Genomic DNA, 25,021 nt, shown 5'->3' on the forward strand with positions numbered 1-25,021 from the left:
TGATAGGTCTATATTGTTAAAGAGCTTGCTTTGCGAGAAGTTTTTCTCTCAAAGCGGAGGTGCATTCTAGCGATTTAATTGACAGTGTCAAACACTTTTTCAATTTTATTTTTCGTAGAAGCTTTCACCTCTCCGACCCTGCTGAAGCCTTATCGCGTCTGCCGTGTCGGTGGATGCGCATTATAGGGAACTCAGATCCGTTCGCAACCCTTTTTTGAAAAAAAATGCAAAAAACTGACTGTTCGATGACTATTTCATCAAAAAAGCACAAAAGAGGGTAAAAAACCCTCTTTTTCTGTATCAAAAGCCGTATTTAAATGAATGCGTACGCGTCTGCGAACATACGTTCGCTCTTCGCTTTCTTGTTCTGAGTGAACTGTTCACGTGCTGCGCCAGCCATTTCAAAACGACCTGCAATATAGATATCGTAGTTTTCTAAGCTTTCGAAATCTTCAGCTACAGCTTGTAGCACGTTACCAACTTTACCTTGCCAGTCTGCAGGAGCTTCTTCTACTACTGGCACAAAGTGAACATTGGCAAACTTGTCGGCAATCTCGACCAGTTCGTCTTTAGCATAAAGCTGGCAGTTATCGCGCGCCCCCCAATATAAATAGATAGGATTGGTTTTATTCTGCGCTACGCAGTGATCCAGAATCGAGCGAACGTAACTGAAGCCTGTACCACCAGCAATTAATAATAATGGGCGTTCGCTTTCTTCTTGAACCCAAGCATCGCCATGTGGCGCATCAATTTCAATCTGACCATCAGTTTCAAGCGCCGCTTGCATTGCTTCGACAACTTCTTGTGCATAAGCGTTGTGTTCCGCCGCACCGATGTGCAGTTCAAGTTCACCTTCATGACGACAAGGGCTGCTTGCGATAGAGAAAGGACGTTTGTCTTTTTCACCCATCACCACCATTAGGTACTGACCCGCTTTAAAAGGCACTGGTGATTCTGGATGAAGAAGGATTTGGTAAGTATTACAAGCTAACGGCTGAATAGACTTTACTTTACATTGGATGGTCATGGTGTTCCTCTCGCTTACTCGTCAAAAGTAAGCACTAAATTACTTTCTGTATAGGCTTGGCAAGGGAATATCCAACCTTGCTGTTGCTCTTTTTCGGTTAGCATCGGTTCGAGGTGATAGCTCACCTCGCCCGTTAGCTTTTTACACATGCACATGGCGCAAGCGCCAACTTGGCAACGGTGCGGGAAGCGAATATTGTTGTTGAGCGCAGCTTCCAACACCGTCTCCCCTTCTTTTACTTGGAACGTAACGTCCATTGGTAGAAGGTGGACTTGATGACTCATAGAATACCTAACTGGTCCCAAATCTCATCGACTTTAGCCACAAGTTTAGGATCTTTTTTGATAGGCGTACCCCACTCGCGCGTGACTTCAGATTCGAACTTGTTGGTCGCATCCAGTCCTAATTGGGATGAACTCTCAGTCTTACCAAGCACTTGAATCGTGTCTCTATCTGGGTCCATTCGAGTTGTCACCGCCCAAATGATGTCATTCCAATCTCGTGCATTAACGTCATCGTCGCACAAAATGATGAATTTGTTATCCGTGTACTGAGCAAAGAAGCCCCATAGATGTTCCATCAATTCTTGGGATTGACCAGCTTGGTCTTTCTTCATAGTCACGACAGCAAATTGGTTGTTTGCTGTAACTGGAAGATAGACGTCAACAATCTCAGGGCGTTGCTGTTTCAACTCATTTAGTTCTGCTTCGGTAATCGCTTTGCTGTCTCGCTCAGTGACCTCGGTTCGCGTCGCCAGCTCGGCATCCCATTTAATGGTCGCATCCAAGCCCATTTTGGAGCCAAGCCCAACCACTGGTGAAGCAAAGTCGAGCGAGTCGATTGGCGTGTTATCTATCATCAAGGTATCACGTACAGGATCCATATGCTCTGACATGGCTTTCACGACATCATTCCAATCTCGTGCGTTTACCGATTCATCGCACACAATAACAAACTTGGTATACATGAATTGACGTAAGAAAGACCACACGCCCATCATTACGCGCTTGGCATGTCCTGGGTACTGCTTCTTCATGGTGACGACGGCCATTCGGTACGAACAACCTTCTGGCGGAAGATAGAAGTCTTCAATCTCTGGGAATTGCTTTTGCAGAATAGGCACAAACACTTCGTTTAATGCCACACCCAATACAGCTGGTTCATCTGGCGGACGACCTGTGTAGGTGCTGTGATAAATAGGGTCTTTACGCATAGTAATGTGCGTAATAGTAAATACGTGGTGCTTTTCTTTTTCGTTATAGTAGCCAGTGTGGTCACCGTAAGGACCTTCATCAGCAAACTCGTTCGGGTCGATATAGCCTTCCATCACGATTTCCGCGCTCGCTGGCACTTCCAAATCGTTGCTGACTGACTTCACGACTTCCGTTTTGCTTCCACGTAGCAAACCTGCAAATGCGTATTCCGATAGCGTATCTGGCACTGGTGTTACTGCGCCAAGAATGGTTGCTGGGTCTGCACCAAACGCGACCGAAACTGGGAAAGGTTTACCTGGGTTGGTTTCCATCCAATCGCGCAGATCAAGCGCACCACCACGATGGGCTAACCAACGCATGATGATTTTGTTCTTGGCAATTTTCTGCTGACGGTAAATGCCTAGGTTCTGACGTTTCTTATTTGGACCTTTGGTTACGGTTAAGCCCCAAGTAAGCAGTGGCGCTACATCTTCTGCCCAGCAGCTCATTACCGGAATCTTATCCAAGTCGACTTCATCACCTTGCCAAACAATGTCTTGGCATGGTGCTTTACGTAAACGCTTAGCCGGCATGTTCAATACTTGTTTGAACACAGGCAGTTTTTCTAAAGCGTCTTTGAAGCCTTTTGGTGGCTCAGGTTCTTTTAAATAAGCCAGCAGCTTACCGACTTCTCTTAATTCTTTAACGTCTTCACGTCCCATGCCGATTGCGACACGCTCTGGTGTACCAAACAGGTTAGTCAAAACAGGTACGTCGTAGCCGATTGGGTTCTCAAACAACAGCGCAGGTCCACCAGCACGCAAGGTGCGGTCGCTGATTTCTGTCATTTCATAAGCGGGATCGACAGGGTGAGTGATGCGTTTAAGTCGACCTTTCTGTTCTAGGTGGTCGATAAATTCGCGTAAATCCTTAAAACTCATAGGCCTTCATGCTGGCTGATTAAACTGTCCGCAGTATAACAAATAGGAGGACGCTAAGATCCTCCTATTTTGTGTGGGTATGTGAGCCAGATTACTTTAATACTTGTTCAATCTGCCGAGTCTTTATCTGATGGTTCGAAGATACTAACTCTTCCAACCAGGTTTGATGCCCTTGTTGAGCAAGCTCTCGAGCAACCATGGTTGCTTCTTCTGATAACGCCATTTTTCTAACTAGAAACTGCTTTACTTGCGGAGATAGAGGGTTAGATTTTGTAAGTAGACTAATAGCTTCTGGCTTGAGTGATGGGTTAACTGTGGCATTCATCAATTGCTGAATGGAAAAAACGTCTCCAACCGCAGCTAAACGCTCAAGTTCGGACTGGCTGTTGTAATCAGCTTTCATCCGCCAGAGTAAGTTGTACACTTCCTCATCCTGACTAACTTGTGCCAACCTGACTATCACGGCCGTCGATGGTAACCAACTGGTCACATTTGCTTTGGTTAACTGGGCCGTTAATGCAGCAAGCGCATTGGGTGATAAGCTGTCTAACTCTCGAATCAAAAGCGCTTCACGCGCTTGAGCTTGTTGAGATGGCCCTGTAAGCCATTGCTTTAAGTTAAGCTCTCTTCGTTCAGCTTGTAAGACAAAGTCCAAGGTACTTTGGTCTTGTTTCCAGCGCTTAATCAAGCGACTCGCAATAACGGGAAAGTTAAAAGCGGGTACACTAAATTCATACCCATCACCTCGCTCTAACACTTGATAAGTCGGGGTCATACGGATCTGGGACTCAACAAACAGAGCCATTCGAGGCGTGAGAATCACATCTTGCTTTTCAAGCTTTTCCAATAATTGAAAGCGCACCACCTCTTGTTGAGGCAAAGCAAGTCTATCAAGGGCGAATTTAAGCGAGTCGACTTCATCTCTGACAGCGTAATCAAGCAGTTCAGAGACTTTAGTCTGTATTTGAGTATCCTGAAGCCACTGCTCTACTACAGACTCATGCATTTCCTTGGCAGATAATGTCGCAGGTAGAGTGATAAGTGACAAGCTCAGGAGTAATGACGACAACATTCCTTGTTGCATGTTAACCTCCCGATAACATTTCCTTCATTCTGATACTTCTATCGGGAGAAAGCAATAAAAAAGCCACCGATATACGGTGGCTTTTCGCAGAATGACTATTTGAGACTATTGACGACGCATCGCATCGAAGAACTCATCGTTGGTCTTCGTCATCGCTAGCTTGTCGATTAGGAATTCCATTGCGTCGATTTCGCCCATTGGGTGAACAATCTTACGCAGAATCCACATCTTCTGTAGTTCGTCAGTCTTCGTCAGTAGCTCTTCTCGACGTGTACCTGAGCGGTTGAAGTCAATCGCAGGGAATACACGCTTCTCAGCAATCTTACGGTTCAAGTGCAGTTCCATGTTACCTGTACCCTTGAACTCTTCGTAGATAACTTCATCCATTTTAGAACCAGTATCTACTAGTGCCGTTGCGATGATAGTTAGGCTGCCGCCTTCTTCTACGTTACGTGCAGCACCGAAGAAACGCTTAGGACGATGTAATGCGTTTGCATCCACACCACCTGTTAGTACTTTACCTGATGAAGGCACTACGGTGTTGTAAGCACGAGCTAGGCGAGTGATAGAGTCAAGCAAGATAACCACGTCTTTCTTATGTTCAACAAGACGTTTTGCCTTCTCGATCACCATTTCCGCTACTTGTACGTGACGAGATGCTGGCTCATCGAAAGTCGACGCAACCACTTCACCTTTAACTAGGCGTTGCATCTCGGTTACTTCTTCTGGACGTTCGTCGATAAGAAGAACCATCAACTCACACTCTGGGTGGTTGTACGCGATGCTTTGCGCGATGTTTTGCAGAAGCATTGTTTTACCCGCTTTAGGCGGAGCAACAATCAGACCACGTTGACCTTTACCGATTGGCGATGCCAAGTCTAAAACACGTGCTGTAATGTCTTCTGTTGAACCGTTACCACGCTCCATAACCATGCGCTCATTCGCATGTAGAGGGGTAAGGTTTTCAAATAGGATCTTGTTACGGGCGTTGTCTGGTTTATCGTCGTTAACGGTATTGACTTTTAGAAGGGCAAAGTAACGTTCACCGTCTTTTGGTGGACGAATTTTGCCAGCGATAGAGTCACCAGTACGTAGGTTAAAGCGACGAATCTGACTTGGTGATACGTAGATATCGTCCGGACCCGCAAGGTATGAACTATCTGCACTGCGTAGGAAACCAAAGCCGTCTTGCAGAATTTCCAGAACCCCATCGCCAAAGATGTCTTCGCCGCCTTTAGCGTGCGCTTTTAAAATCGCGAAGATGATGTCTTGTTTTCTTAAGCGAGCTAGGTTCTCTAATCCTAAGCTTTCGCCCAGTTTTACAAGGTCAGACACAGGTCTGTTCTTCAGTTCGGTAAGGTTCATGGTGGTGGATTCTTGTTTAGTCAAAATAAGATCTGTTTTCTAGTTAAGATGGATTTGGTCTCAGGATCGACCAAGAAGAGAAATTTGTTCAATTAACGCGCGATAAGTTAGCACTAATTAGTATTCTAGTCCAGAGTTAGAAAAACAAAACCGTGCATTGTAACTTTGCACGGTTTTATCTGTAATCACTTGGTGATTATAAGTTTGCGTCTAGGAACTCTTTTAGTTGAGTTTTAGACAGAGCACCTACTTTCGTTGCCGCTACGTTACCATCTTTAAATAGTAATAGCGTTGGAATGCCGCGAATACCAAACTTAGGTGGTGTACCTGCGTTATGGTCGATGTTTAGTTTACCGATAGTGAGTTTGCCTTCGTACTCGTCTGCGATTTCGTCCAAAATAGGAGCGATCATTTTACAAGGACCACACCATTCTGCCCAAAAATCCACTAGAACCGGGCCTGCAGCGTTGATTACATCGTTTTCAAAACCGTCATCAGTTAGCTGCAAAATCTTATCACTCATCTTCCACTCCAATGTGTTTTTCGAAACTGGTTGGATGATAACCAGTAATTAGATGCCCTATTGGAATGTATTTACTTTCGTATTGCAAGCTTTAGCTGATATTCTATAGCCATGAAAAAGACGCATATCACAGAGCAAAAGTTCGCCGATTTGGGCTTAAAGCCCCAAGTTATTGAAGGATTGGACAAAAAAGGGTTCGAATTTTGTACCCCTATCCAAGCCTTGGCGTTGCCGGTCCTGCTCACCGGCCAAGACATCGCAGGCCAGGCCCAAACGGGTACTGGTAAAACGCTCGCGTTTCTTACTGCTACGTTCAACCACCTTCTGACGACTCCGGAACATGAAGGTCGTAAGCCTACACAGCCACGCGCAATTATTATGGCGCCTACACGTGAGCTCGCTATTCAGATTTACAATGATGCAGAATCATTAACTGAAAGCACAGGTCTAAAAACCGCTCTAGCTTACGGTGGTGAAAGCTACGACAAGCAACTTGCGAAACTGCAAGACGGCGTAGATATTCTGATCGGAACAACAGGCCGTATCATCGATTTCTACAAACAGCGCGTATTTAACCTCAACAACATTCAAGCTGTTGTTCTGGACGAAGCCGACCGCATGTTCGATCTTGGCTTTATTAAAGACATTCGCTTCTTGTTCCGTCGTATGCCTGAGCCAAAAGAGCGTTTGAACATGCTGTTCTCAGCAACGCTGTCTTACCGCGTTCAAGAACTGGCATTCGAACACATGAATACTCCTGAGCATGTCGTTGTCGAACCAGAACAAAAAACTGGCCACCGTATCCAGGAAGAGCTTTTCTATCCTTCGAATGAAGACAAAATGGCGCTGCTTCAAACACTAATTGAAGAAGAGTGGCCAGATCGCGCTATCATTTTTGCCAATACCAAGCATAAGTGTGAATCGGTTTGGGGTCATTTGGCTGCCGATGGACATCGTGTAGGCCTTCTTACTGGCGATGTACCGCAGAAGAAGCGTGAGAAGATTCTTGAGCAATTCACCAAAGGTGATGTCGACATCTTAGTTGCAACTGACGTTGCAGCGCGTGGCCTGCATATTCCTCAGGTAACGCACGTTTTCAACTACGACCTTCCTGACGACTGTGAAGATTATGTTCACCGTATTGGCCGTACTGGTCGCGCTGGTGCGAGCGGTCATTCGATCAGTTTTGCTTGTGAAGAGTACGCGGTTAACCTACCAGCAATCGAAGAATACATTGAGCATACAATCCCAGTTTCAGAGTACGATTCGTCGGCACTGATTCAAGATCTACCGGCTCCGATTCGTATGCGTGCACCACGCAACCAACAGCGCCGCACGAATACTGGCGGTACCCGTTCTGGTTCTGGTAACCGTAAGCCGCAGGGACGTCGTCCACGCCAACCGCGTCAATCGGCACCAAAACAATCGTAATAGGAAACTGAGTTCGTTTATGAGTCAAGCAGGATCATCACCGCTATATGCCGCCATCGACCTCGGGTCGAACAGTTTTCACATGCTCGTTGTGCGTCACATCGATGGCAGCGTTCAAACAATGGCTAAAATTAAGCGCAAAGTTCGTCTAGCAGCGGGCTTAGATGAACATAATTCTCTTAGTATGGAAGCTATGCAGCGAGGATGGGACTGCTTAAGTCTATTTGCGGAACGCTTGCAGGACATTCCTAAACAAAACATTCGCATCGTCGGTACTGCAACATTACGTACCGCGACCAATGTAGATGTGTTTTTAGAAAAGGCTAACCAAATTCTAGGCCAGCCTATCGAAGTGATTACTGGTGAAGAAGAAGCTGCCACTATCTATAAAGGTGTCGCTCACACCTCTGGCGGTAGTGGTCGTCGCCTTGTAGTCGATATCGGTGGAGCAAGTACCGAACTGATTATCGGTGAAGGTTTCGAAGCCAAAGCACTGACCAGCTTAAAAATGGGCTGCGTGACTTGGCTTGAAAACTTCTTTAAAGATCGCCAATTGAATGCTCGTAACTTTGACGCGGCAATTGAAGGAGCGAAACAGACCATCCAGCCGATTTTAGAACGTTATACAGAAATTGGTTGGGATGTGTGTGTTGGTGCATCAGGCACTGTTCAGGCATTGCAAGAGATAATGCTGGCGCAAGGCATGGACGAAGTAATCACTCACTCCAAACTCAAGCGTCTACAGAAGCAAGCCATGTTGGCCGACCATTTAGAAGAGCTAGATATTGAAGGCTTAACACTTGAGCGCGCATTAGTGTTCCCTAGTGGCCTCTCTATTTTGATTGCCGTTTTTGAATTGCTTGAAATCGATGCTATGACACTGGCTGGCGGCGCACTACGCGAAGGCTTAGTGTATGAGATGGTTGAAGAGCTTCGTCAAGAAGACATTCGTGCCCGCACTATCGCTAGTGTACAAAATCGTTATCAGCTCGATCACCAATACGGCGAACAAGTCGCTACTCTGGCACACACGCTTTTACAGCAAGCTGGGGGCGATGAGTGGATTACAGAGCCTCAGGGCAAGATATTACTCGAGACCGCCGCAAAACTGCATGAAATTGGCTTAACTATCGATTTCAAAAAAGGCGGAGAGCATAGTGCTTACTTGCTACAGAATTTGGATCTGCCTGGTTACACGCGCGCACAGAAGTTCTTTATTGGTGAAGTGGCTCGTCGCTATCGCGAACAGCTCACTTCTTTACCTGAGCAGCATGCATTATCAGGCTCAAGTGCCAAACGAGTATTGAGACTGTTGCGTCTTGCGGTTCTACTCAGCCATCGTCGCAATCCTGATCTAGAGCCAAATGTGACTCTAACAGTTGAAGGCGACAATCTAACGTTACACATTGATGCGCAATGGCTAGAGAAAAACCCACTGACTGCGGCTGAGTTGGAAATTGAATCCAACCGTCAGACAGACATCGGCTGGCCATTAAATATCGTAGCAAAATAAGCGAATATCACTGCCTTACAATACTAAAGCCCAGGCGTTCGCTTGGGCTTTTTTGCATCTACTTCCCCTACAAAACGTGCTGCCCAGCAAAAATCTCAGCTTCTCCGCTCTACATCGAAAAACAGCCATGCTTTATTGATAAACACAATTTAGCCAACCAAGATGCACCATCATGAAAACCGTTTTAATGACTGGCTTAACTGGCACCCTCGCCCCAAAAGTCGCTCATCAGTTTCACCTACGCGGCTGGAACATATTGGAGTGGAATCACCACCAAATCCCGCCGGATGATCTACAGCAAAGTGAACAATTTTGGCAGCAACACCACATCAATGCGGTGTGCCATATGGCGATGGGAAGTGAAGAGTGGGCAGCGTGGCTTGGTGAGCAATGCAAACGCCATAATATTCCTTACCTCTTTGTCAGCACAGCAATAGTATTTGATGCCACAAAAAACGGGCCTTATGGCATCTTTGAAGAAAGAAACACCCAAGATGATTACGGCAAATACAAAGTTCGTTGTGAAGATGCAATCTGGCAAGCAAATCCAGATGCGATGGTTGCTCGAATTGGTTGGCAGCTCCATCACCAAGCAGAAGGCAATAACATGTTGGCGCATCTCGACCGCCAACATGAAGAGTACGGCGTTATTACCGCTAGCACAGCTTGGTATCCCGCGACTTCTCATATGGACGATACTGCACTCGCCTTTTTGCAGCTTATTGAGCGGAACGAAGCCGGTTTATATCACCTTGATAGCAACTTAAAAGATAAGTGGAATTTCTACGAACTCGTTTGTGCACTCAAACAGCATTACAACAAACCATGGCAAGTGCTGCCAAGCAATGACTATCACCATGACCAACGTCTAACCGATGAACGAATTGCCTTGCCGCCATTGAGTGAACGTTTCAACAAGCCAGAGCAAATCCAGCAAGCCGGCATCATAGGAATCAACTGGGGACGCACGCACATTCCCCACTATCGAAACAATGGTGTATCGGTTACAACGTTATGCGCCAACCAAATAGAACCGCTTCAGCAAGCGTGCAGTGAGGAAGCAATCCTAAAGGCAGAAACGAACATCAGCGCACTCAAACAACTCGATGTCGTGACCATCGCGACACCTGCGCATACTCATGCAGAGATCATAAAGACGTTAGGTTCAACCAAGCTGATTTGTGAAAAGCCATTGGTGGGATTGAATTCCGACATCACTCACTGGCAGCAACCGAACTCCAACCTATTGGTTAATTACGCCTTTGCTCAGCTAGAGACCGCCAAGACGATAGAGAAATGGCTCACCTCGCAAACCCAACCTTGTGTGGTCAATCTAATCACCCAAGTTAACCTACCGGGCACCTTCACACTCAAAGAGTGGTTTCTTGAAACAGCCAGTCACCCTATTTCTTGGTTGCTGCACTGCTTCGGAGACTACTCTCAGTCAACACTGATTGAGGAAAACGGCCAACTGATCGTTGAGCTGCAATGTGGCGACCACCAGCTAAGATTTGTATTTGAATTAACCGGTGAGCCGGGCATCGAGCACATTTTAACGATTCAATCCAACCAGACCTTAACCAGTAAAGGCTACTACCGTGTCGGCGAAAAATGGCGTTTCGAGCCCATTCTCGTTAATGGCAACGCGATAAATGATGGAGAGTACAGCGAATCTGATTGCTGGCAGGACGCCAATCAACGCAGTGTCGGTTTGATGCTGGCGATGTTCAATCAAAGCATCAGTTGGGAGAACGGCCTGCAACTTGGCGCCTTCGATGCGCAAAAAGCCATTTTGATTGAGAAGATGCTCCGTTAGCCATTTCACCAACTAGCTTCCTCTACGTTCCGTAACTTCGATAAAAAGGTCTCACTCGGGACCTTTTTTATTACTCCATTTTTACCTTCGTACAGCTCAGGGAGCTTTTGGACACCCATGATCTAATTGCTCCCCACGCTGTACAAAACCCTCTAAATCCCAGTAAGCAGGTACAAAAAAGCCGCTTGATTTAAGCAAGCGGCTTTCGGGGTTCCCACTGATATTAAGACTGAACGCTTGTCGTCACCTTAAAGTCAGGGTTCACCGCAGTCAGCTTCTTAATTAGGTAATTCAGTAATACGCCGTACATCGGAACGAACAAACCAAGACTGATAATCAGTTTGAAGCCGTAATCCACCAGCGCGATTTCCGTCCAATGCTCTGCCATAAATGGATCTGGGCTTTGATAGAACGCAATGGCGAAGAAAGCGATGGTATCAAGTGCATTACCGAAAAGCGTTGAACACGTTGGTGCCACCCACCATTGCTTCATTTGACGTAGGCGGTTGAACACGTGCACATCCATGATCTGACCAAGTAGGTACGCCATGAAGCTAGCAATCGCGATACGAGCAACGAATAAGTTAAATTCCCCTAGGTGACCAAAACCTTGGAATTGACCTTCGAAGAACACCACCGATAAGAAGTAAGACACTGCCAAAGCAGGCAACATCACTAAGAAGATAATCTTACGCGCCAACTGAGCACCGAAAATACGCACAGTTAAGTCAGTCGCTAGGAATATAAATGGGAAAGTGAATGCGCCCCAAGTGGTATGGAAACCGAAAATAGTAAACGGTAGCTGAACTAGGTAATTGCTAGATGCAATAATGACTAGGTGGAATAGAACCAGATAGATAAGGGCGTTGCGCTGCTGCGCAGGGGTAAAGTTACTCATGCGATACCTTTTTAGTTTGGTTTGGGGGTGAGGGAACCCAAATCGAGTCACTGAATAAAGTGGCTCTTACCAACAATGTAAAATGAAAAATAAACTGGCTTGGCTCATTCTGAGCGAAGCGGTGGGCGATTATACATTAACCACTTTTCGCCGCAAGTCGTCTGTTTTACGCAAACGTTTAAGCATAAAAAAGGGTGTTTCATGTGAAACACCCTTTCAAGAAAAATTCTATTTTTAGAAGCCGCGCTGGAACAATCCTGCAAGATAATCCAACTCTTCCCTGCTCTCTTCAATCGCTAACGCTTCAAACCAAATCGCTTCGCTGTAATGCTCTGCTTTCATAAACAGTCGGCAACCTTCAAAGTCGATCAGCCAAGAGTGAATGTCCGCATCCCACTGCTTTTCCACCACAGTAGCAGAAAGCAAGACAACTAAACGCTCACCTAAAGCAGGAAAGCTATCAAGGTCAAAGCTCGGCGCGGTAATGATTAAGCGCCCTTCTTGTGCCATGTAGTCCGCTAAGCCAAATTCCTTTTGCATCTTGGTTCCTTATCCGTGGTGAGTAATGTGTTCTTGAATCAAATCGAGGAATGGATCGGCGTACTTCTCCAGTTTGCGCTGACCAACGCCGCTGACTGCCAACATTTCGCCGTAAGACGTTGGCAAGATCTCCGCCATATCAATCAGAGTCGCATCACTAAAGACCACGTATGGTGGCAAACCATCTTCATCAGCAATCGACTTACGCAGCTTACGTAACTTAGCAAACAGCTTTTTGTCGTAGTTCTTGCTGGTCAGTTTGTCCGACTTCGCCGCACGTGCTGCAGTGTCTAAACGCGGAACCGCTAACTCCAGAGTCACATCGCCACGTAGCAGCGGACGCGCCTCTTCAGTAAGTTGCAGCGTTGAGTTACGCGTGATGTTTTGGAACAGCAGCCCTTTGTGGATTAACTGACGGAAGATACTCACCCAGTAATCGTGGCTGTGATCGCGCCCTATCGCGTAGGTAGAAATCTTATCGTGCCCGTTTTCACGTACACGAATGTTTTGCATGCCACGTAGCACTTCTACCACGTAGCCCATACCAAAGCTCTGATTAACACGATACACACAAGACAACGCCTTACGCGCTTCTTCCGTGGCATCAAAGTGTTTCGGTGGATCTAAGCAAATATCGCAGTTGCCACATGGCTTCTCACGATACTCACCAAAGTAATTCAATAGCACCTGACGGCGACAAGTCTGCGCCTCAGCAAAGGCACTCATCGCATTCAGTTTGTGGGTTTCCACCTGCTTCTGTGGACCGTCGTCTTTCTCATCCAACATACGACGCAGCCAACTGATGTCCGCTGGGTCATACAACATCATGGCTTCCGCAGGCAAACCATCACGCCCTGCACGACCCGTTTCCTGATAGTAGGATTCGATATTGCGCGGGATATCAAAGTGAACCACAAAACGCACGTTTGGTTTGTTGATGCCCATACCGAATGCCACGGTCGCCACCACGATCTGGATATCATCGCGTTGGAAAGCTTCTTGAACGTAAGCGCGCTCATCGGCATCCATACCTGCGTGATAACCAGCAGCACGAATGTGGTTGTTGCACAGCTTCTCGGTCACCATCTCAACTTTCTTACGGCTACCACAATAGATGATGCCGCAATTCCCCTTTTGGGTTTCAAGATAACGAACGATTTGCGAAACCGGCTTGTGCTTCTCAACTAAGTTGTAGCGAATGTTGGGACGGTCGAAGCTGCCTAGGTAAACCTCTGGATTATTCAGTTGCAGGCGTTCAAGAATATCTCGGCGCGTTGCGTCATCTGCTGTCGCCGTCAGCGCCATAAATGGCACATGGGAAAACTGCTGCTTAAGCTGACCAAGCGCGGCGTATTCTGGCCGAAAATCGTGTCCCCACTGGGAAATACAGTGCGCTTCATCGACAGCAATCATCGATAGCGGCAAGTTTTCCAAGCGCTCAATGAAATCACGCATCAATACGCGTTCTGGTGAGACGTACACCAACTTAAGATGACCAGTGTGCATGCGGTTATATACGCTGAGCAGTTCTTCACGAGGCATGGTCGAGTTAATGCATTCAGCCGCTACACCGTTGGCTTTAAGCTGGTCCACTTGGTCTTTCATCAGCGAGATAAGCGGAGAAATCACCAAAGTAATACCAGAGCGAACCAAAGCAGGGATTTGATAACACAGCGACTTACCGCCACCAGTAGGCAGGATAACTAAGCTGTCGCGACCTTCTACCGCAGCATCAATCACCAACTGCTGACCATCACGGAACTCTTGGTAACCAAACACATCCTCCAACACACGTTGAGGCGTTACAGGCGAATCAGATTGTTCGGCTAACAAGGTCGAGGTCATGAAAAGTCTCAGATTGGGTCTTAAAAAAGAGGTGCTTATGCATACCACTGGCACACAAAGTGAGGGCACATTGTAATGGGGTTTCATGGTGAATAAAACCGCAAATTGTTAGGTGTTTCGCATCACGACTCGTATACTGATTTTCTGCTCTATAAAACACACAATTAGGTGACACTTCATGACACCAGAAGACGAACAACAACGCGCGCGGCAAGGCATCTTGCTAGCGATTGGCGCGTATACCATGTGGGGCATTGCGCCGATGTACTTTAAGTCCATCGCACAAGTATCTCCTTTGGAAATTCTCAGCCACCGAGTGATATGGTCTTTCTTTTTGCTTGCTGCACTCCTCCATTTTGGCCGTCACTGGCGCTCGGCTTACCACATCGCGAAAGACAAAACGAAAATCGCTTACCTGATCGCAAGTTCCATGTTAATTGGCGGCAATTGGTTGATTTTCATTTGGGCGGTAAACTCGAATCATATGCTCGACGCCAGCTTAGGTTATTACATTAATCCACTGATCAACGTCTTACTCGGGATGGTCTTCCTTGGTGAGCGACTGCGTAAATTACAGTGGTTCGCGGTTGTATTGGCAGGTTGTGGCGTACTCGTTCAACTGATTGTATTTGGCTCCGTACCCGTTGTTGCGATGGCGTTAGCAATGAGCTTCGGCTTTTATGGCTTATTAAGAAAGAAAGTCAGTGTCGATGCAAAAACTGGCTTGTTTATTGAGACATTACTTCTACTGCCAGTGGCCGCTGTTTATTTGCTTTTTGTTGCCGATACACCAACCTCAAATATGCTTACGAATCCACTTACGTTAAATAGTTTGTTGATCGCAGCTGGGGTTATAACAACCCTGCCACTGCTGTGCTTTACGGGTGCAGCAACAAGACTCAAATTATCGACTTTGGGCTTTTTCCAATATATAGGCCCAAGCTTAATGTTTTTACTTGCAGTATTGATGTATGGCGAACCCTTTACCATGGATAAAGCGATCACTTTCGTCTTTATTTGGGGAGCACTAGTCGTGTTTAGCTTTGATGGATTACGTAATAACCGTCGCTCACGCCGAATCGTTCAGCCACAGTGATCGTTTTTTACAAGACAAGTTAGAAATTGCCAGATAAGCTTGGTCATAATGTGACCAAGCTTTTTTATTTAATGGAACATATTCAGTACTACGCAACCGACCATGACAACTTGAGTCTAATAGAGGCGAAATACCAGAAATTTGCTTTTCAAAGGCATTACCATCTGGATTTTCATCTCGGCCTGATCACGCATGGTGCGCAGAAGTTCCAATACCAAGGTAACAGCCACCAAGTTGGTCACGGGCAAATTGTGATAATGCCGCCAGATGAGCTGCACGACGGGCAATCTAAGCTCGAAAGTGGCTATGAAGTGAATGTATTTGCGATCGAACCTCACCTATTGAGCGATCTGGCTGATCTTAAGCAAAACGGTCAAATAATACACTTCAACGAACTGATCATCTCGGATCCACAGATATTTTCACAACTTAGTAACTTACATGGGCTACTTCGTCGTGAAAACCTCAGCCAACTCACCAAAGATTGCCTTCCTTTTGAAGGATTTAACCAGCTTTTTGATCGCTACGGATCGCTTGAGCGACAAAAAGTAGTACCACTTGGGAATCAATCGCTTGGGACGTTAAAAGATTATCTAATGGCGAACCTCGACCAAGCGGTGCGTTTGGATTCACTTTCAGAGCTGTGCCAACTCAGCCCAACTCAGTTCCAGCGCCACTTTAAAGCGCAAACCGGCATGACGCCTTATGCATGGTTTGCACGCCTGCGCCTCGAACAAGGCATGAAGTTACTACAATCAGGTCAATGTGGTACCGACGTCGCCCATCAGATCGGTTTCTACGATCAAGCGCATTTCAGCAAAGCGTTTAAACAGACCTACGGCGTTTCCCCTTCTCAAGTGACTCGTTAATTTCATTTACCGAGAAAGCTGTCAGTTTTTTACAAGCGCCACAGGTGACTTGCCACGACAATAGCCGCATTGGTTATATTTGAGATGTGTTATGAATGAATCCACCATATTGCTGACGCTCGCCAGCATTCACTTTATTGCCCTAATGAGTCCCGGTCCCGACTTTGCGTTGGTCGTACAAAACGCGACGCGTCATGGTCGTCAAACTGGCTTGTACATTGCGTTGGGATTGTCTGTCGGTATTTTGCTGCACTCTTTGTTCAGCCTGACAGGCGTGAGTTATATCGTCCACCAGCACCCAGTGTTGTACTCCGTGGTGCAACTGCTCGGTGGAAGTTACCTGCTCTATTTAGGTATTGGTGCATTGCGCGCCGTGATCTCGATGATCAAAAGCCCGCTAGCGGATCAACCTAAGAAGCAAAACAACCTAGTGATCAGCAATAAGCGTCAGGCATTTGCTAAAGGATTTGCGACCAACATCCTTAACCCAAAAGCTTTGGTGTTCTTTATCAGTTTGATGTCGAGCTTAGTCCCCGCAGGTATGTCGATCACTGGCAAAGGTATTGCTTTGGTCATCTTGTTTGGCTTGTCGTTATTCTGGTTCTCTAGCCTTGCATGGATGCTGTCGACGCAGCGCTTACAACGTAAATTGCAACAAGCAGGCATCTACATCGACGGTCTGTGTGGCGTGGTATTTACTCTCGTGGGCGGCAGTATTTTGTACCAAACCATCAGCACTTTTATCGGATAAAGTACTGATTTAAAAGCGTAGCACAATCGACATTTCTAAGATTGCTGACTCGACGTGACTCTTCATGACTGCCAAGCTGAAAGCACAAAACTGGCAACATGGAGAGTCATCATGCATTGGACGTTCAACCGACTCGTGACCACGGGTCTTTTTCTTACTTCCCCACTCGTCTTATCTACCTCAGCCTTTGCTAACCAAGCAGCAGATGCGGTTGCACCGGAGCAAAGTACTGGCTTCGAGCAAAAGCAATTGGTCAAAGCCAAAGATTATATGGTCACAGCAGCCAACCCACTTGCCACCCAAGCTGGGGCAGACGTTCTTGCACAAGGGGGCAATGCTATTGATGCCATGGTTGCCGTACAACTGATGCTGGGCTTGGTAGAGCCGCAATCATCAGGTATTGGTGGCGGTGCCTTCTTAGTGTATTGGGACAGTGAGAAACAAAAACTGACTACATATGATGGACGCGAAACCGCACCGCTCGCCGCGACGCCGAAACTCTTCCTAGATGACAAAGGACAACCACTGCAATTTTACGATGCGGTTGTCGGTGGGCGTTCTGTTGCCACTCCTGGCACAGTGAAACTACTTTGGGACACGCACCAGAAATACGGCAAGTTGGAATGGAAGAAGATCATCCAACCTGTGATTACCTTGGCTGAGCAAGGTTTCGAAGTAAGCCCTCGCCTGGCGAGTCTGATTGAGAAAGATGCCAAGCGCCTATCACGCTTCCCTGCGACTAAGGCTTACTTCTTTAATCCAGATGGCTCACCAAAAGCCGAAGGCACGTTGTTGAAGAACCCTGAATACGCGCAAACTCTGACGGCAATTGCAGAGCAAGGGGCAAAAGCTTTCTATCAAGGCGATATCGCCACAGACATCATCAAGACAGTACAAAGTGCAGCGGGAAATCCTGGCGTATTGGCACAACCTGACTTTGATGCGTTCCAAATCAAGCAACGTGAGCCGGTTTGTGCGGCTTATCAAAGCTATGATATCTGTGGCATGGGACCACCTAGCTCTGGCGCATTGACGGTTGGACAGATTCTCGCGATCACCGAGCAATACGATCTTAAAGGTTGGGGAGCCGAAAGCGCGAAATCATGGCAAGTGATCGCCGATGCATCGCGCCTTGCGTTCGCGGATCGTGGTAAATACATGGCTGACCAAGATTATGTGCCAATGCCAACCGAAGGCTTGCTTGATAAAGATTATCTCAAACAACGTGCTGAGCTCATTCAAGTCGGTAAAGCCTTGAGTAAGGCTGAAGCCGGTAATCCTCCTTGGTCGCACGCCATGAACTTAAGCATGGACCAATCGATCGAGCTGCCTTCCACCAGCCATTTCAATATCGTCGATAAGCAAGGCAATGTGGTTTCAATGACAACAACCATCGAGAACGCCTTTGGCTCACGCTTGATGGTACGCGGCTTCTTGCTCAATAACGAACTGACCGATTTCTCTTTCCGCACGCATCAAGATGGTGTGCCAATCGCAAACCGATTAGAACCGGGCAAACGCCCACGTTCATCTATGGCACCAACCATTATGATGAAGGATGACAAACCTTACATGGCAATTGGCTCACCGGGTGGCAGCCGCATTATTGGTTACGTCGCACAAGCCATTATCGCCCACACGCAATGGGATATGGACATCCAGAGCGCGATTAATCAGCCACGATTGCTGAACCGTTTTGGCACCTTAGATATTGAGCAAGGTACCGCCGCAGAGGGCTTACAGCCTGCTCTGGAGAAGATGGGTTTTAAAACCGATGTTCGGGATTTGAACTCTGGTTTGCATGCGATACGCATAACAAAAGACGGTCTTGAAGGCGCTGCGGATCCAAGACGTGAAGGTGCCGCTATCGGGCAGTAAGAGTCTTTCGCTCGACCCCTTGTGCGAGATCTCTCACAAAGGGTTGAGCAAACCTCTCTTTTTTAATGGTAAAACCGTACAGCAAAGATCATAAGCCATTGAATTTAATACTCATGTATCTTTTTTGAACGCTAAGAAAGTTAAAAAATGTGAGATTAGCCCGTTGTTGGAAATCGTTAAACACGTAATATTAAACCTGTCGGAAGGATGCTGACACGGAACAGGAAACACCACGGACTTGGTGAACTTCAGGAAGAAGAAACGGTTATTCAGGATGAATAGTCGGGCATGGATTGCAAAACTGGACATTGAACGGAAGCAATAGTGACTAGGATGGTTGCTACTAAGGACGGGAAATGGACACCTCTGGACGAGGCAAGGATTTGAACATCAGGATGATGTCAGGGACACCGCTCAGGGAACAAGTGATGAGAGCTAACGAGGATAGTTAGCAGACCAGGATAAGGTCAGTAAGGACACCGCTAGGAAGGCGACGTAAGGACTAAGCTGACGGATTCAGCACACTATCATGGATTAGATGCATGGAGCACTCTTAGTAGCTGGATTGCTGCGAGTAAGACTATAACCCCGATGGGCGCAAGCCCTCGGGGTTTTTCTTTGCCTAAAGTTTTTCTCAGTAGATCTGCTGAAAACAGGCATTCACCCACAACGCCCACCTTTCACTTCAAACGGCATCGTTAAGTCGTGCTTTTGTACTCCATTTATCATTCCATTTTTTACTGCGTTAGCGACACCAAAACTGCACAAACAAAAAGAGCCGCCGAAGCAGCTCTTAAGTTGATGATACCAATCACAGTAAATAAGTGATCAGAAATAGCGTAGGGAAAATGCTTGAGAACAAGGCGCAATTTTTCGATAAGTAGTTATTCTACAATCAAAAATTGCAACGCAGTTATCGAGTATTTTAACAAGCTAGAATGACCAGTTATTTACTACGATTGGTATGAGTTTTGGTCAAGCCTTACAGTTTCTCTAGTCGTGCGTAAGCAGTTACCAACCATTTGATGCCTTCACCGTTAAAGGCAATCTGTACACGGCTCTGTGGACCACTGCCTTCGAAGTTGATGATGGTGCCTTCACCAAACTTTGGATGCATCACACGAGAACCTAGCGTAAAGCCGGTTTCATTAAAGCTCTCTTTCACAACAGTTTGGCTAAATCGACCACTGCTTGAAGGACGGCTAACTTGCGCCTTCATTCGTACTTCATCTAAACAAGTTTCTGGCAGTTCACGGATAAAGCGAGACGGTTTATGGTATTTATCCTGACCGTACAAACGACGCATTTCAGCATAAGTGATGTACAGTTTCTGCATTGCACGGGTCATGCCTACGTAACACAGACGGCGTTCTTCTTCTAAGCGCCCTGCTTCTTCTGCCGACATTTGGCTTGGGAACATGCCTTCTTCCACACCGACCATAAACACCAATGGGAACTCTAGACCTTTCGCACTGTGTAATGTCATGAGCTGAACCGCATCTTCAAATTCGTCCGCTTGTCCTTCGCCCGCTTCTAGTGCTGCGTGGGTTAGGAATGCCGTCAGCAGTGACATGTCTTCGGCTTCTTCTGGTTTCTCGAATTGGCGAGTTGCGGTCACCAATTCCTCCAAGTTCTCAATACGTGCCTTAGACTTTTCGCCCTTCTCTTGCTCGTACATCGCGAACAAGCCCGAGTATTTAATTACATGGTCAGTTTGGTGATGCAGCGGCATCTCTAAGGTGTCGTCTTCTAGCGCGGTGACAAGCTCGATAAAACGGCTCAGAGCACCAGCAGCGCGACCAGCAAGCACCTTCTCGTCCAACATTGCCACACTCGCTTCCCACATAGTGCAACCACGGTCACGAGCCGCAAAACGGATGGTTTCAAGCGTCTTATCACCCAAACCACGCGTTGGCGTATTCACCACACGTTCAAACGCCGCATCATCGTTACGGTTGGCAATCAGACGCATGTAGCTCAAGGCATCTTTGATTTCCTGACGTTCGAAGAATCGCATGCCGCCGTAGATACGGTAAGGCAGACCGGCTTGAATTAACGCTTCTTCCAGAACACGCGACTGGGCGTTGTTACGGTAAAGCATCGCAGCGTCATTCAGAGCACCGCCCTTGTCTTGCCACTCTTTGATTTTGTTCACCGCAAAACGGGCTTCATCTAATTCGTTGTAAGCGCTGTAAACCGAGATAGGCTCACCGACCACGCCATCCGTCCACAGCTCTTTACCCATACGCTCGGTGTTATTCGCAATCAGGGTGTTAGATGCTTCCAGAATGGTCTTGGTTGAACGGTAGTTTTGCTCAAGACGAATGGTATTTACGCTTGGGAATTCGAGCGTAAACTTCTCAATGTTCTCGACTTTTGCACCACGCCAACCATAAATCGACTGGTCGTCATCACCTACGATCATCACGTGACACTCAGGACCCGCCATCATACGTAGCCAAGCATATTGAATGTTGTTGGTATCTTGGAACTCATCCACCAAGATATGCTTAAAGCGTGCTTGGTAGTGTTCACGGACGAACTTGTTATCACGCAGTAGCTCATGTGCGCGCAGCAAGATTTCCGCAAAATCGACTAAACCAGCACGATCACACGCTTCTTGGTAAGCGGTGTACAACTGTAGATATGTCTTGGTTACTGGATCATGGTACGCATCAATGTGTGACGGGCGCAGACCTTCGTCTTTCTTACCGTTAATCCACCATGCCACTTGGCGTGCTGGCCACTGCTTCTCATCGAGGTTTTGCGCTTTAATCAAACGCTTTAGTAGACGCTGTTGGTCGTCACTGTCGATGATTTGGAAATCTTCCGGTAGCTTGGCATCAAGATAGTGTGCACGCAGAATACGGTGACAAATGCCGTGGAAAGTACCATTCCACATGCCGCCTGCACTGCCCATCATTAGCTCTTCGATACGCCCACGCATCTCTGCCGCCGCCTTATTAGTAAAGGTTACCGACATGATTGAAAACGGAGAAGCTTGCTCGACCGACATCAGCCAAGCGATACGGTGAACAAGAACGCGTGTCTTACCACTTCCTGCGCCAGCAAGAACGAGCAAGTTTTCTAGAGGTGCTGCAACGGCTTCACGTTGTTTATCGTTCAAACCGTCGAGTAATAGAGATGGATCCATCATGATGAGAGCTACTGGTTATTTATACATAAAAACCGATTATAACCTAAACAACCGGGTGCTGTTTAGACAAAACTTGATAAAAAAATCGATGTTTTTTTGCCCAACACATCAATTAGTTATACCTATTTAACCCTACAAACCCATTTACTTCAGAAATTTTTCTGAAAGTTTTTTAGCCAGTTTCCTATCTTTTAAGTTAAGCAAGTTGATAACAAAAACGCCAAAACAGGCGATTCATCTTGCCAACTTAAAGTAAAGGAAATCATTCAGAGGAATTTATTATGAAAAAGTCGAATCTAGCTGTTACTGCTGCTGTTACTGGTCTTCTAGCTCTTGGTGGCACAATGCTAACTGCAGCTCCAGCTGTCGCTGCTGAAAAAGAAAAGTGCTATGGCGTTTCTAAAGCAGGTAAAAACGACTGTGCAACAAAAAGCAGCTCATGCGCTGGTACTTCTAAAGAAGATAACCAAAAAGACGCATTCGTAGTCGTACCAAAAGGTCTTTGTGACAAGCTCGCTGGCGGTAGCACTTCTTCTTCATAATCTTTTATCGCTAGCTATTGTGAGGATGCGTTGACGCTCAACCAACGCAAAGCCAAGACGCATCCTTCTCTTCCCGCACGATTTGAAAAGGAGTTTCACGTGAAACACCACACCTTCCACGACCTTGTTGGAGTTGGATTAAGAACCCCTCACCTCGATTACTTTAGCCAAAACCAACCCGAGTTGTCTTGGTTAGAAATCCACAGTGAAAACTATTTCCAACCCAATGCAACAGAGCGCCATCAGCTACAAACGCTTCGCGAGCAACATCAAATTAGCTGCCACGGTATTGGTTTGTCGCTAGGTTCGGTGGAACGTGTTAGTCAAAAGCACCTTGCGCAACTTAAAGCACTGATTGACTCAATCGACCCAATCCTTGTTTCTGACCATTTAAGTTGGAGTGAAAACGGCGGTCACTACTTTAATGACCTGCTTCCGCTTCCGTATACGGAAGAAGCGCTCAACGTGTTCACTCGTAACGTGAATGAAGTGCAGGATTATTTGCAACGCGAGATCTTGATAGAGAACCCATCTAGTTATGTGAAGTTTCAACATTCGACCATCAGCGAATGGGAGTTTCTTACCGAAGTGCAAAAGCGCACTGACTGTCGTTTATTGCTCGATTTAAACAATGTTTATGTTTCGGCGTTCAACCACGGTTTTGATTGCGACACATACCTAGATGCGATTCCAGCCGACAAAGTGGATGAGATTCACTTGGCAGGTTTTACCATCAAACAACTCGACAAAGGTGAGATATGGATTGATACCCATAGCCGCCCAGTTAGCGATGAAGTTTGGCAGTTGTTTTCACAGTGGACAAAAAAACACGGTCCACGTCATACGTTGATTGAATGGGATTTGGATATCCCCGCGCCAGAAGTCTTGCTCGAAGAAGCGCAGAAAGCATCACAACTGCTGTTGCAAGGCACACTTCCAAGTGAACAAAGCGAACCAAGGAAGGCATCATGAATCTAGCCACCTTACAAAGCCAGTTTGCTAAAGCCCTGCACTATCAAGCGCTCGGTGAAGACTGCGATATTGCCAGTGATACGTTTACCGCTGATGAACGCATACAAATTTACCGCAATAACTTTATCGTCAGCTTAAGCGAGGTGTTATCCGCGACCTACCCGATGGTTGAAGCGCTGCTTGGTGAAGAATGCTTTGAACAGATAGCTCGCCAGCATGTTCTTTCTTACCCATTAGAAGAAGGAAATGTGGTGCATTATGGCGAAGGCTTTCAAGACACCATCATGCAGTTCAGTCAGGTGATCGCACAAGCACCTTACAGCCCTGAAGTCGCACGCTTCGAGTGGCATATCGACCTAGCTCGTCAAGCACAGTATGAGCAATCCAATGCAGCGGAATTAAAACCGCTTGCGTTACTTGGCGAAGTGAGTGAAGAGCAACAACCCACTTTAGTCTTACACCTTAAAAAGGGCTGCCGCAGCTTTGACTCCAACTACGCAGTATTCGATCTATTTAGCGCGATTCAAACTGGGCAATTCGAACAACTTAATATCAACCAATTACAGCAAGGTGTCATCTCGATTCAAGCCAATGGAGAAGCCTTGTGTCACGCACTCGATGCTGATGTGTTCCAACTGCTGCAATGTTTAGAGCAGAAGCAGAGTTTGAGCGAAATACCTGAAGTTTTACTCGCTCATCTCAATCGCATCATGGCACTCGATATTGTTGACGGCTTTACATTGCAATCAATCTAAGGAGCACTCTATGAAGGATACGGTTAAAAACTTAGTGAATCGGTATGACGATTTAATCAGTACCTTACAAGCTGGCTTTGTCCCTTTACTACTTCTCTTTTGCCGCTTTTGGGTTGCTTGGGTGTTCTTCAATTCAGGACTAATCAAAATCTCGTCTTGGGATAGCACGTTGTACTTATTTGAGCTGGAATACCAAGTGCCAATCTTGCCATGGGAATTGGCGGCTTATTTAGGTACGGCTGCGGAGTTGGTTCTACCGGTGTTCTTGGCACTAGGATTGATTACCCGCCCGGTGGCAGCAATGCTGTTTGTGTTCAACATCATCGCAGTGATCTCTTACCCACTGTTGTGGGAGAAAGGTTTTTATGACCACCAACTTTGGGGATTGATGATTCTTATCGTAATCGTATGGGGGCCAGGACCGCTGTCTTTGGACCACATCCTGAAAAAGAAAATGACGAGCTAAAAAAATCCCCGCATCATGCGGGGATTTTTTATTATTTATTCAAGTAAGCCAGTAGCTCTTCTGCTGAGATGCCTTGCTGAGCGAGGTCTTTTGCCATCTGCTCGACTTGTTCATCTTTGCGTGACTCAATCACTTGCTGAAATTGGTACACGATATCACGCAAAATTGGCAGAGGTACTTGTTTAGCCGCACTACGAATACGCTCGGAGCTTTGATTACCCAGCTCATTAAGCAACTTGCCAAACATCACCTTTTCTGGTGAATCTTCCATTTGCTCTAGAATACGAGCCATTTCATACGTGGTTAACGACATTACTTTTTGAGTTCCGTTATGGTGTCAGGAAAAGTCTGAGTGACAA

22 protein-coding genes are annotated in these 25,021 nt (G+C 46.6%); 11 read left to right on the forward strand and 11 right to left on the reverse strand.

The window, feature by feature from the left end:
• Positions 1–313 precede the first annotated feature (313 nt).
• From fre to trxA, 6 genes are all read right to left on the reverse strand, one after another.
• Positions 314–1,027 (reverse strand): NAD(P)H-flavin reductase, encoded by a 714-nt coding sequence (fre, locus tag R7Q41_RS22485; RefSeq protein ID WP_005382872.1) that lies wholly within the window; start codon positions 1,025–1,027, stop codon positions 314–316.
• A 14-nt stretch (positions 1,028–1,041) separates the two neighbouring features.
• Positions 1,042–1,311 (reverse strand): 2Fe-2S iron-sulfur cluster-binding protein, encoded by a 270-nt coding sequence (locus tag R7Q41_RS22490; protein WP_009696789.1) that lies wholly within the window; start codon positions 1,309–1,311, stop codon positions 1,042–1,044.
• The gene (gene ubiD, locus R7Q41_RS22495; RefSeq protein ID WP_005378755.1) at positions 1,308–3,161 is read right to left on the reverse strand and encodes a 4-hydroxy-3-polyprenylbenzoate decarboxylase; all 1,854 of its coding nucleotides are present in this window, start codon (positions 3,159–3,161) and stop codon (positions 1,308–1,310) included. The genes R7Q41_RS22490 and ubiD overlap by 4 nt, the downstream gene beginning before the upstream one ends.
• Positions 3,162–3,252: 91 nt before the next feature.
• The gene (locus R7Q41_RS22500) at positions 3,253–4,245 is read right to left on the reverse strand and encodes a hypothetical protein (protein WP_005378756.1); all 993 of its coding nucleotides are present in this window, start codon (positions 4,243–4,245) and stop codon (positions 3,253–3,255) included.
• A gap of 105 nt (positions 4,246–4,350) precedes the next feature.
• On the reverse strand, positions 4,351–5,610 hold the full coding sequence (gene rho, locus R7Q41_RS22505) for a transcription termination factor Rho (protein WP_005378757.1): 1,260 nt from the start codon (positions 5,608–5,610) through the stop codon (positions 4,351–4,353).
• Positions 5,611–5,806: 196 nt separating this feature from the next.
• A complete protein-coding gene (trxA, locus tag R7Q41_RS22510; RefSeq protein WP_004745500.1) occupies positions 5,807–6,133 on the reverse strand; it encodes a thioredoxin TrxA in 327 nt (108 codons plus the stop codon).
• A 111-nt stretch (positions 6,134–6,244) separates the two neighbouring features.
• Between trxA and rhlB the strand changes: the two genes are divergently transcribed.
• The 3 genes from rhlB to R7Q41_RS22525 all read left to right on the forward strand — a co-directional run bounded on the left by rhlB (position 6,245) and on the right by R7Q41_RS22525 (position 10,893).
• A complete protein-coding gene (gene rhlB, locus R7Q41_RS22515; protein ID WP_005378764.1) occupies positions 6,245–7,564 on the forward strand; it encodes an ATP-dependent RNA helicase RhlB in 1,320 nt (439 codons plus the stop codon).
• Positions 7,565–7,583: 19 nt separating this feature from the next.
• Entirely contained in the window at positions 7,584–9,077 is a 1,494-nt protein-coding gene (gene gppA, locus R7Q41_RS22520) for a guanosine-5'-triphosphate,3'-diphosphate diphosphatase (RefSeq protein ID WP_005382885.1), read from the forward strand.
• Between the two features lie 172 nt (positions 9,078–9,249).
• Complete coding sequence (locus R7Q41_RS22525) at positions 9,250–10,893, forward strand: sugar nucleotide-binding protein (protein ID WP_318144667.1); 1,644 nt, start codon at positions 9,250–9,252, stop codon at positions 10,891–10,893.
• Between the two features lie 223 nt (positions 10,894–11,116).
• On the opposite strand, the gene R7Q41_RS22530 is transcribed toward R7Q41_RS22525, so the two are convergent.
• From R7Q41_RS22530 to recQ, 3 genes are all read right to left on the reverse strand, one after another.
• Complete coding sequence (locus R7Q41_RS22530; protein ID WP_005378770.1) at positions 11,117–11,791, reverse strand: 7-cyano-7-deazaguanine/7-aminomethyl-7-deazaguanine transporter; 675 nt, start codon at positions 11,789–11,791, stop codon at positions 11,117–11,119.
• A gap of 234 nt (positions 11,792–12,025) precedes the next feature.
• Complete coding sequence (locus R7Q41_RS22535; RefSeq protein WP_054579633.1) at positions 12,026–12,331, reverse strand: DUF3630 family protein; 306 nt, start codon at positions 12,329–12,331, stop codon at positions 12,026–12,028.
• A gap of 9 nt (positions 12,332–12,340) precedes the next feature.
• The gene (gene recQ, locus R7Q41_RS22540; protein ID WP_005451195.1) at positions 12,341–14,176 is read right to left on the reverse strand and encodes an ATP-dependent DNA helicase RecQ; all 1,836 of its coding nucleotides are present in this window, start codon (positions 14,174–14,176) and stop codon (positions 12,341–12,343) included.
• Between the two features lie 178 nt (positions 14,177–14,354).
• On the opposite strand from recQ, the gene rarD reads away from it, so the two are divergent.
• The 4 genes from rarD (at position 14,355) to ggt (ending at position 18,770) form a co-directional block, all read left to right on the forward strand.
• The gene (rarD, locus tag R7Q41_RS22545) at positions 14,355–15,272 is read left to right on the forward strand and encodes an EamA family transporter RarD (RefSeq protein WP_005382912.1); all 918 of its coding nucleotides are present in this window, start codon (positions 14,355–14,357) and stop codon (positions 15,270–15,272) included.
• A gap of 71 nt (positions 15,273–15,343) precedes the next feature.
• The gene (locus R7Q41_RS22550) at positions 15,344–16,141 is read left to right on the forward strand and encodes an AraC family transcriptional regulator (RefSeq protein WP_009696782.1); all 798 of its coding nucleotides are present in this window, start codon (positions 15,344–15,346) and stop codon (positions 16,139–16,141) included.
• 91 nt (positions 16,142–16,232) lie between these two features.
• Positions 16,233–16,892 carry a LysE family translocator gene (locus R7Q41_RS22555; RefSeq protein WP_318144668.1) on the forward strand — a complete coding sequence of 220 codons (660 nt, stop codon included), beginning with the start codon at positions 16,233–16,235 and terminating at the stop codon, positions 16,890–16,892.
• Positions 16,893–17,003: 111 nt separating this feature from the next.
• Entirely contained in the window at positions 17,004–18,770 is a 1,767-nt protein-coding gene (gene ggt, locus R7Q41_RS22560) for a gamma-glutamyltransferase (RefSeq protein WP_318144669.1), read from the forward strand.
• Between the two features lie 982 nt (positions 18,771–19,752).
• Here the strand turns inward: ggt and uvrD are convergent.
• Entirely contained in the window at positions 19,753–21,927 is a 2,175-nt protein-coding gene (uvrD, locus tag R7Q41_RS22565) for a DNA helicase II (RefSeq protein ID WP_005378778.1), read from the reverse strand.
• A gap of 281 nt (positions 21,928–22,208) precedes the next feature.
• Here uvrD and R7Q41_RS22570 point away from each other — a divergent pair, with 281 nt between their 5' ends.
• The 4 genes from R7Q41_RS22570 (at position 22,209) to R7Q41_RS22585 (ending at position 24,662) form a co-directional block, all read left to right on the forward strand.
• Positions 22,209–22,469, forward strand: coding sequence for a DUF2282 domain-containing protein (locus tag R7Q41_RS22570; protein ID WP_005378779.1), 261 nt, complete (start codon positions 22,209–22,211; stop codon positions 22,467–22,469).
• Positions 22,470–22,568: 99 nt separating this feature from the next.
• Positions 22,569–23,441, forward strand: a complete 873-nt coding sequence (locus R7Q41_RS22575; protein WP_239932482.1) for a DUF692 domain-containing protein — start codon at positions 22,569–22,571, stop codon at positions 23,439–23,441.
• Positions 23,438–24,196 (forward strand): DNA-binding domain-containing protein, encoded by a 759-nt coding sequence (locus R7Q41_RS22580; RefSeq protein WP_239932481.1) that lies wholly within the window; start codon positions 23,438–23,440, stop codon positions 24,194–24,196. The genes R7Q41_RS22575 and R7Q41_RS22580 overlap by 4 nt, the downstream gene beginning before the upstream one ends.
• Before the next feature lie 10 nt (positions 24,197–24,206).
• Positions 24,207–24,662: a DoxX family protein gene (locus tag R7Q41_RS22585; RefSeq protein WP_239932480.1), complete on the forward strand. Its 456-nt coding sequence runs from the start codon at positions 24,207–24,209 to the stop codon at positions 24,660–24,662.
• Positions 24,663–24,693: 31 nt separating this feature from the next.
• Here the strand turns inward: R7Q41_RS22585 and R7Q41_RS22590 are convergent, their stop codons facing one another.
• Positions 24,694–24,975 carry a hypothetical protein gene (locus tag R7Q41_RS22590; protein ID WP_005378786.1) on the reverse strand — a complete coding sequence of 94 codons (282 nt, stop codon included), beginning with the start codon at positions 24,973–24,975 and terminating at the stop codon, positions 24,694–24,696.
• Positions 24,976–25,021 lie beyond the last annotated feature (46 nt).

Source organism: Vibrio sp. 2096, assembly GCF_033339595.1.
GTDB lineage: Bacteria > Pseudomonadota > Gammaproteobacteria > Enterobacterales > Vibrionaceae > Vibrio > Vibrio alginolyticus.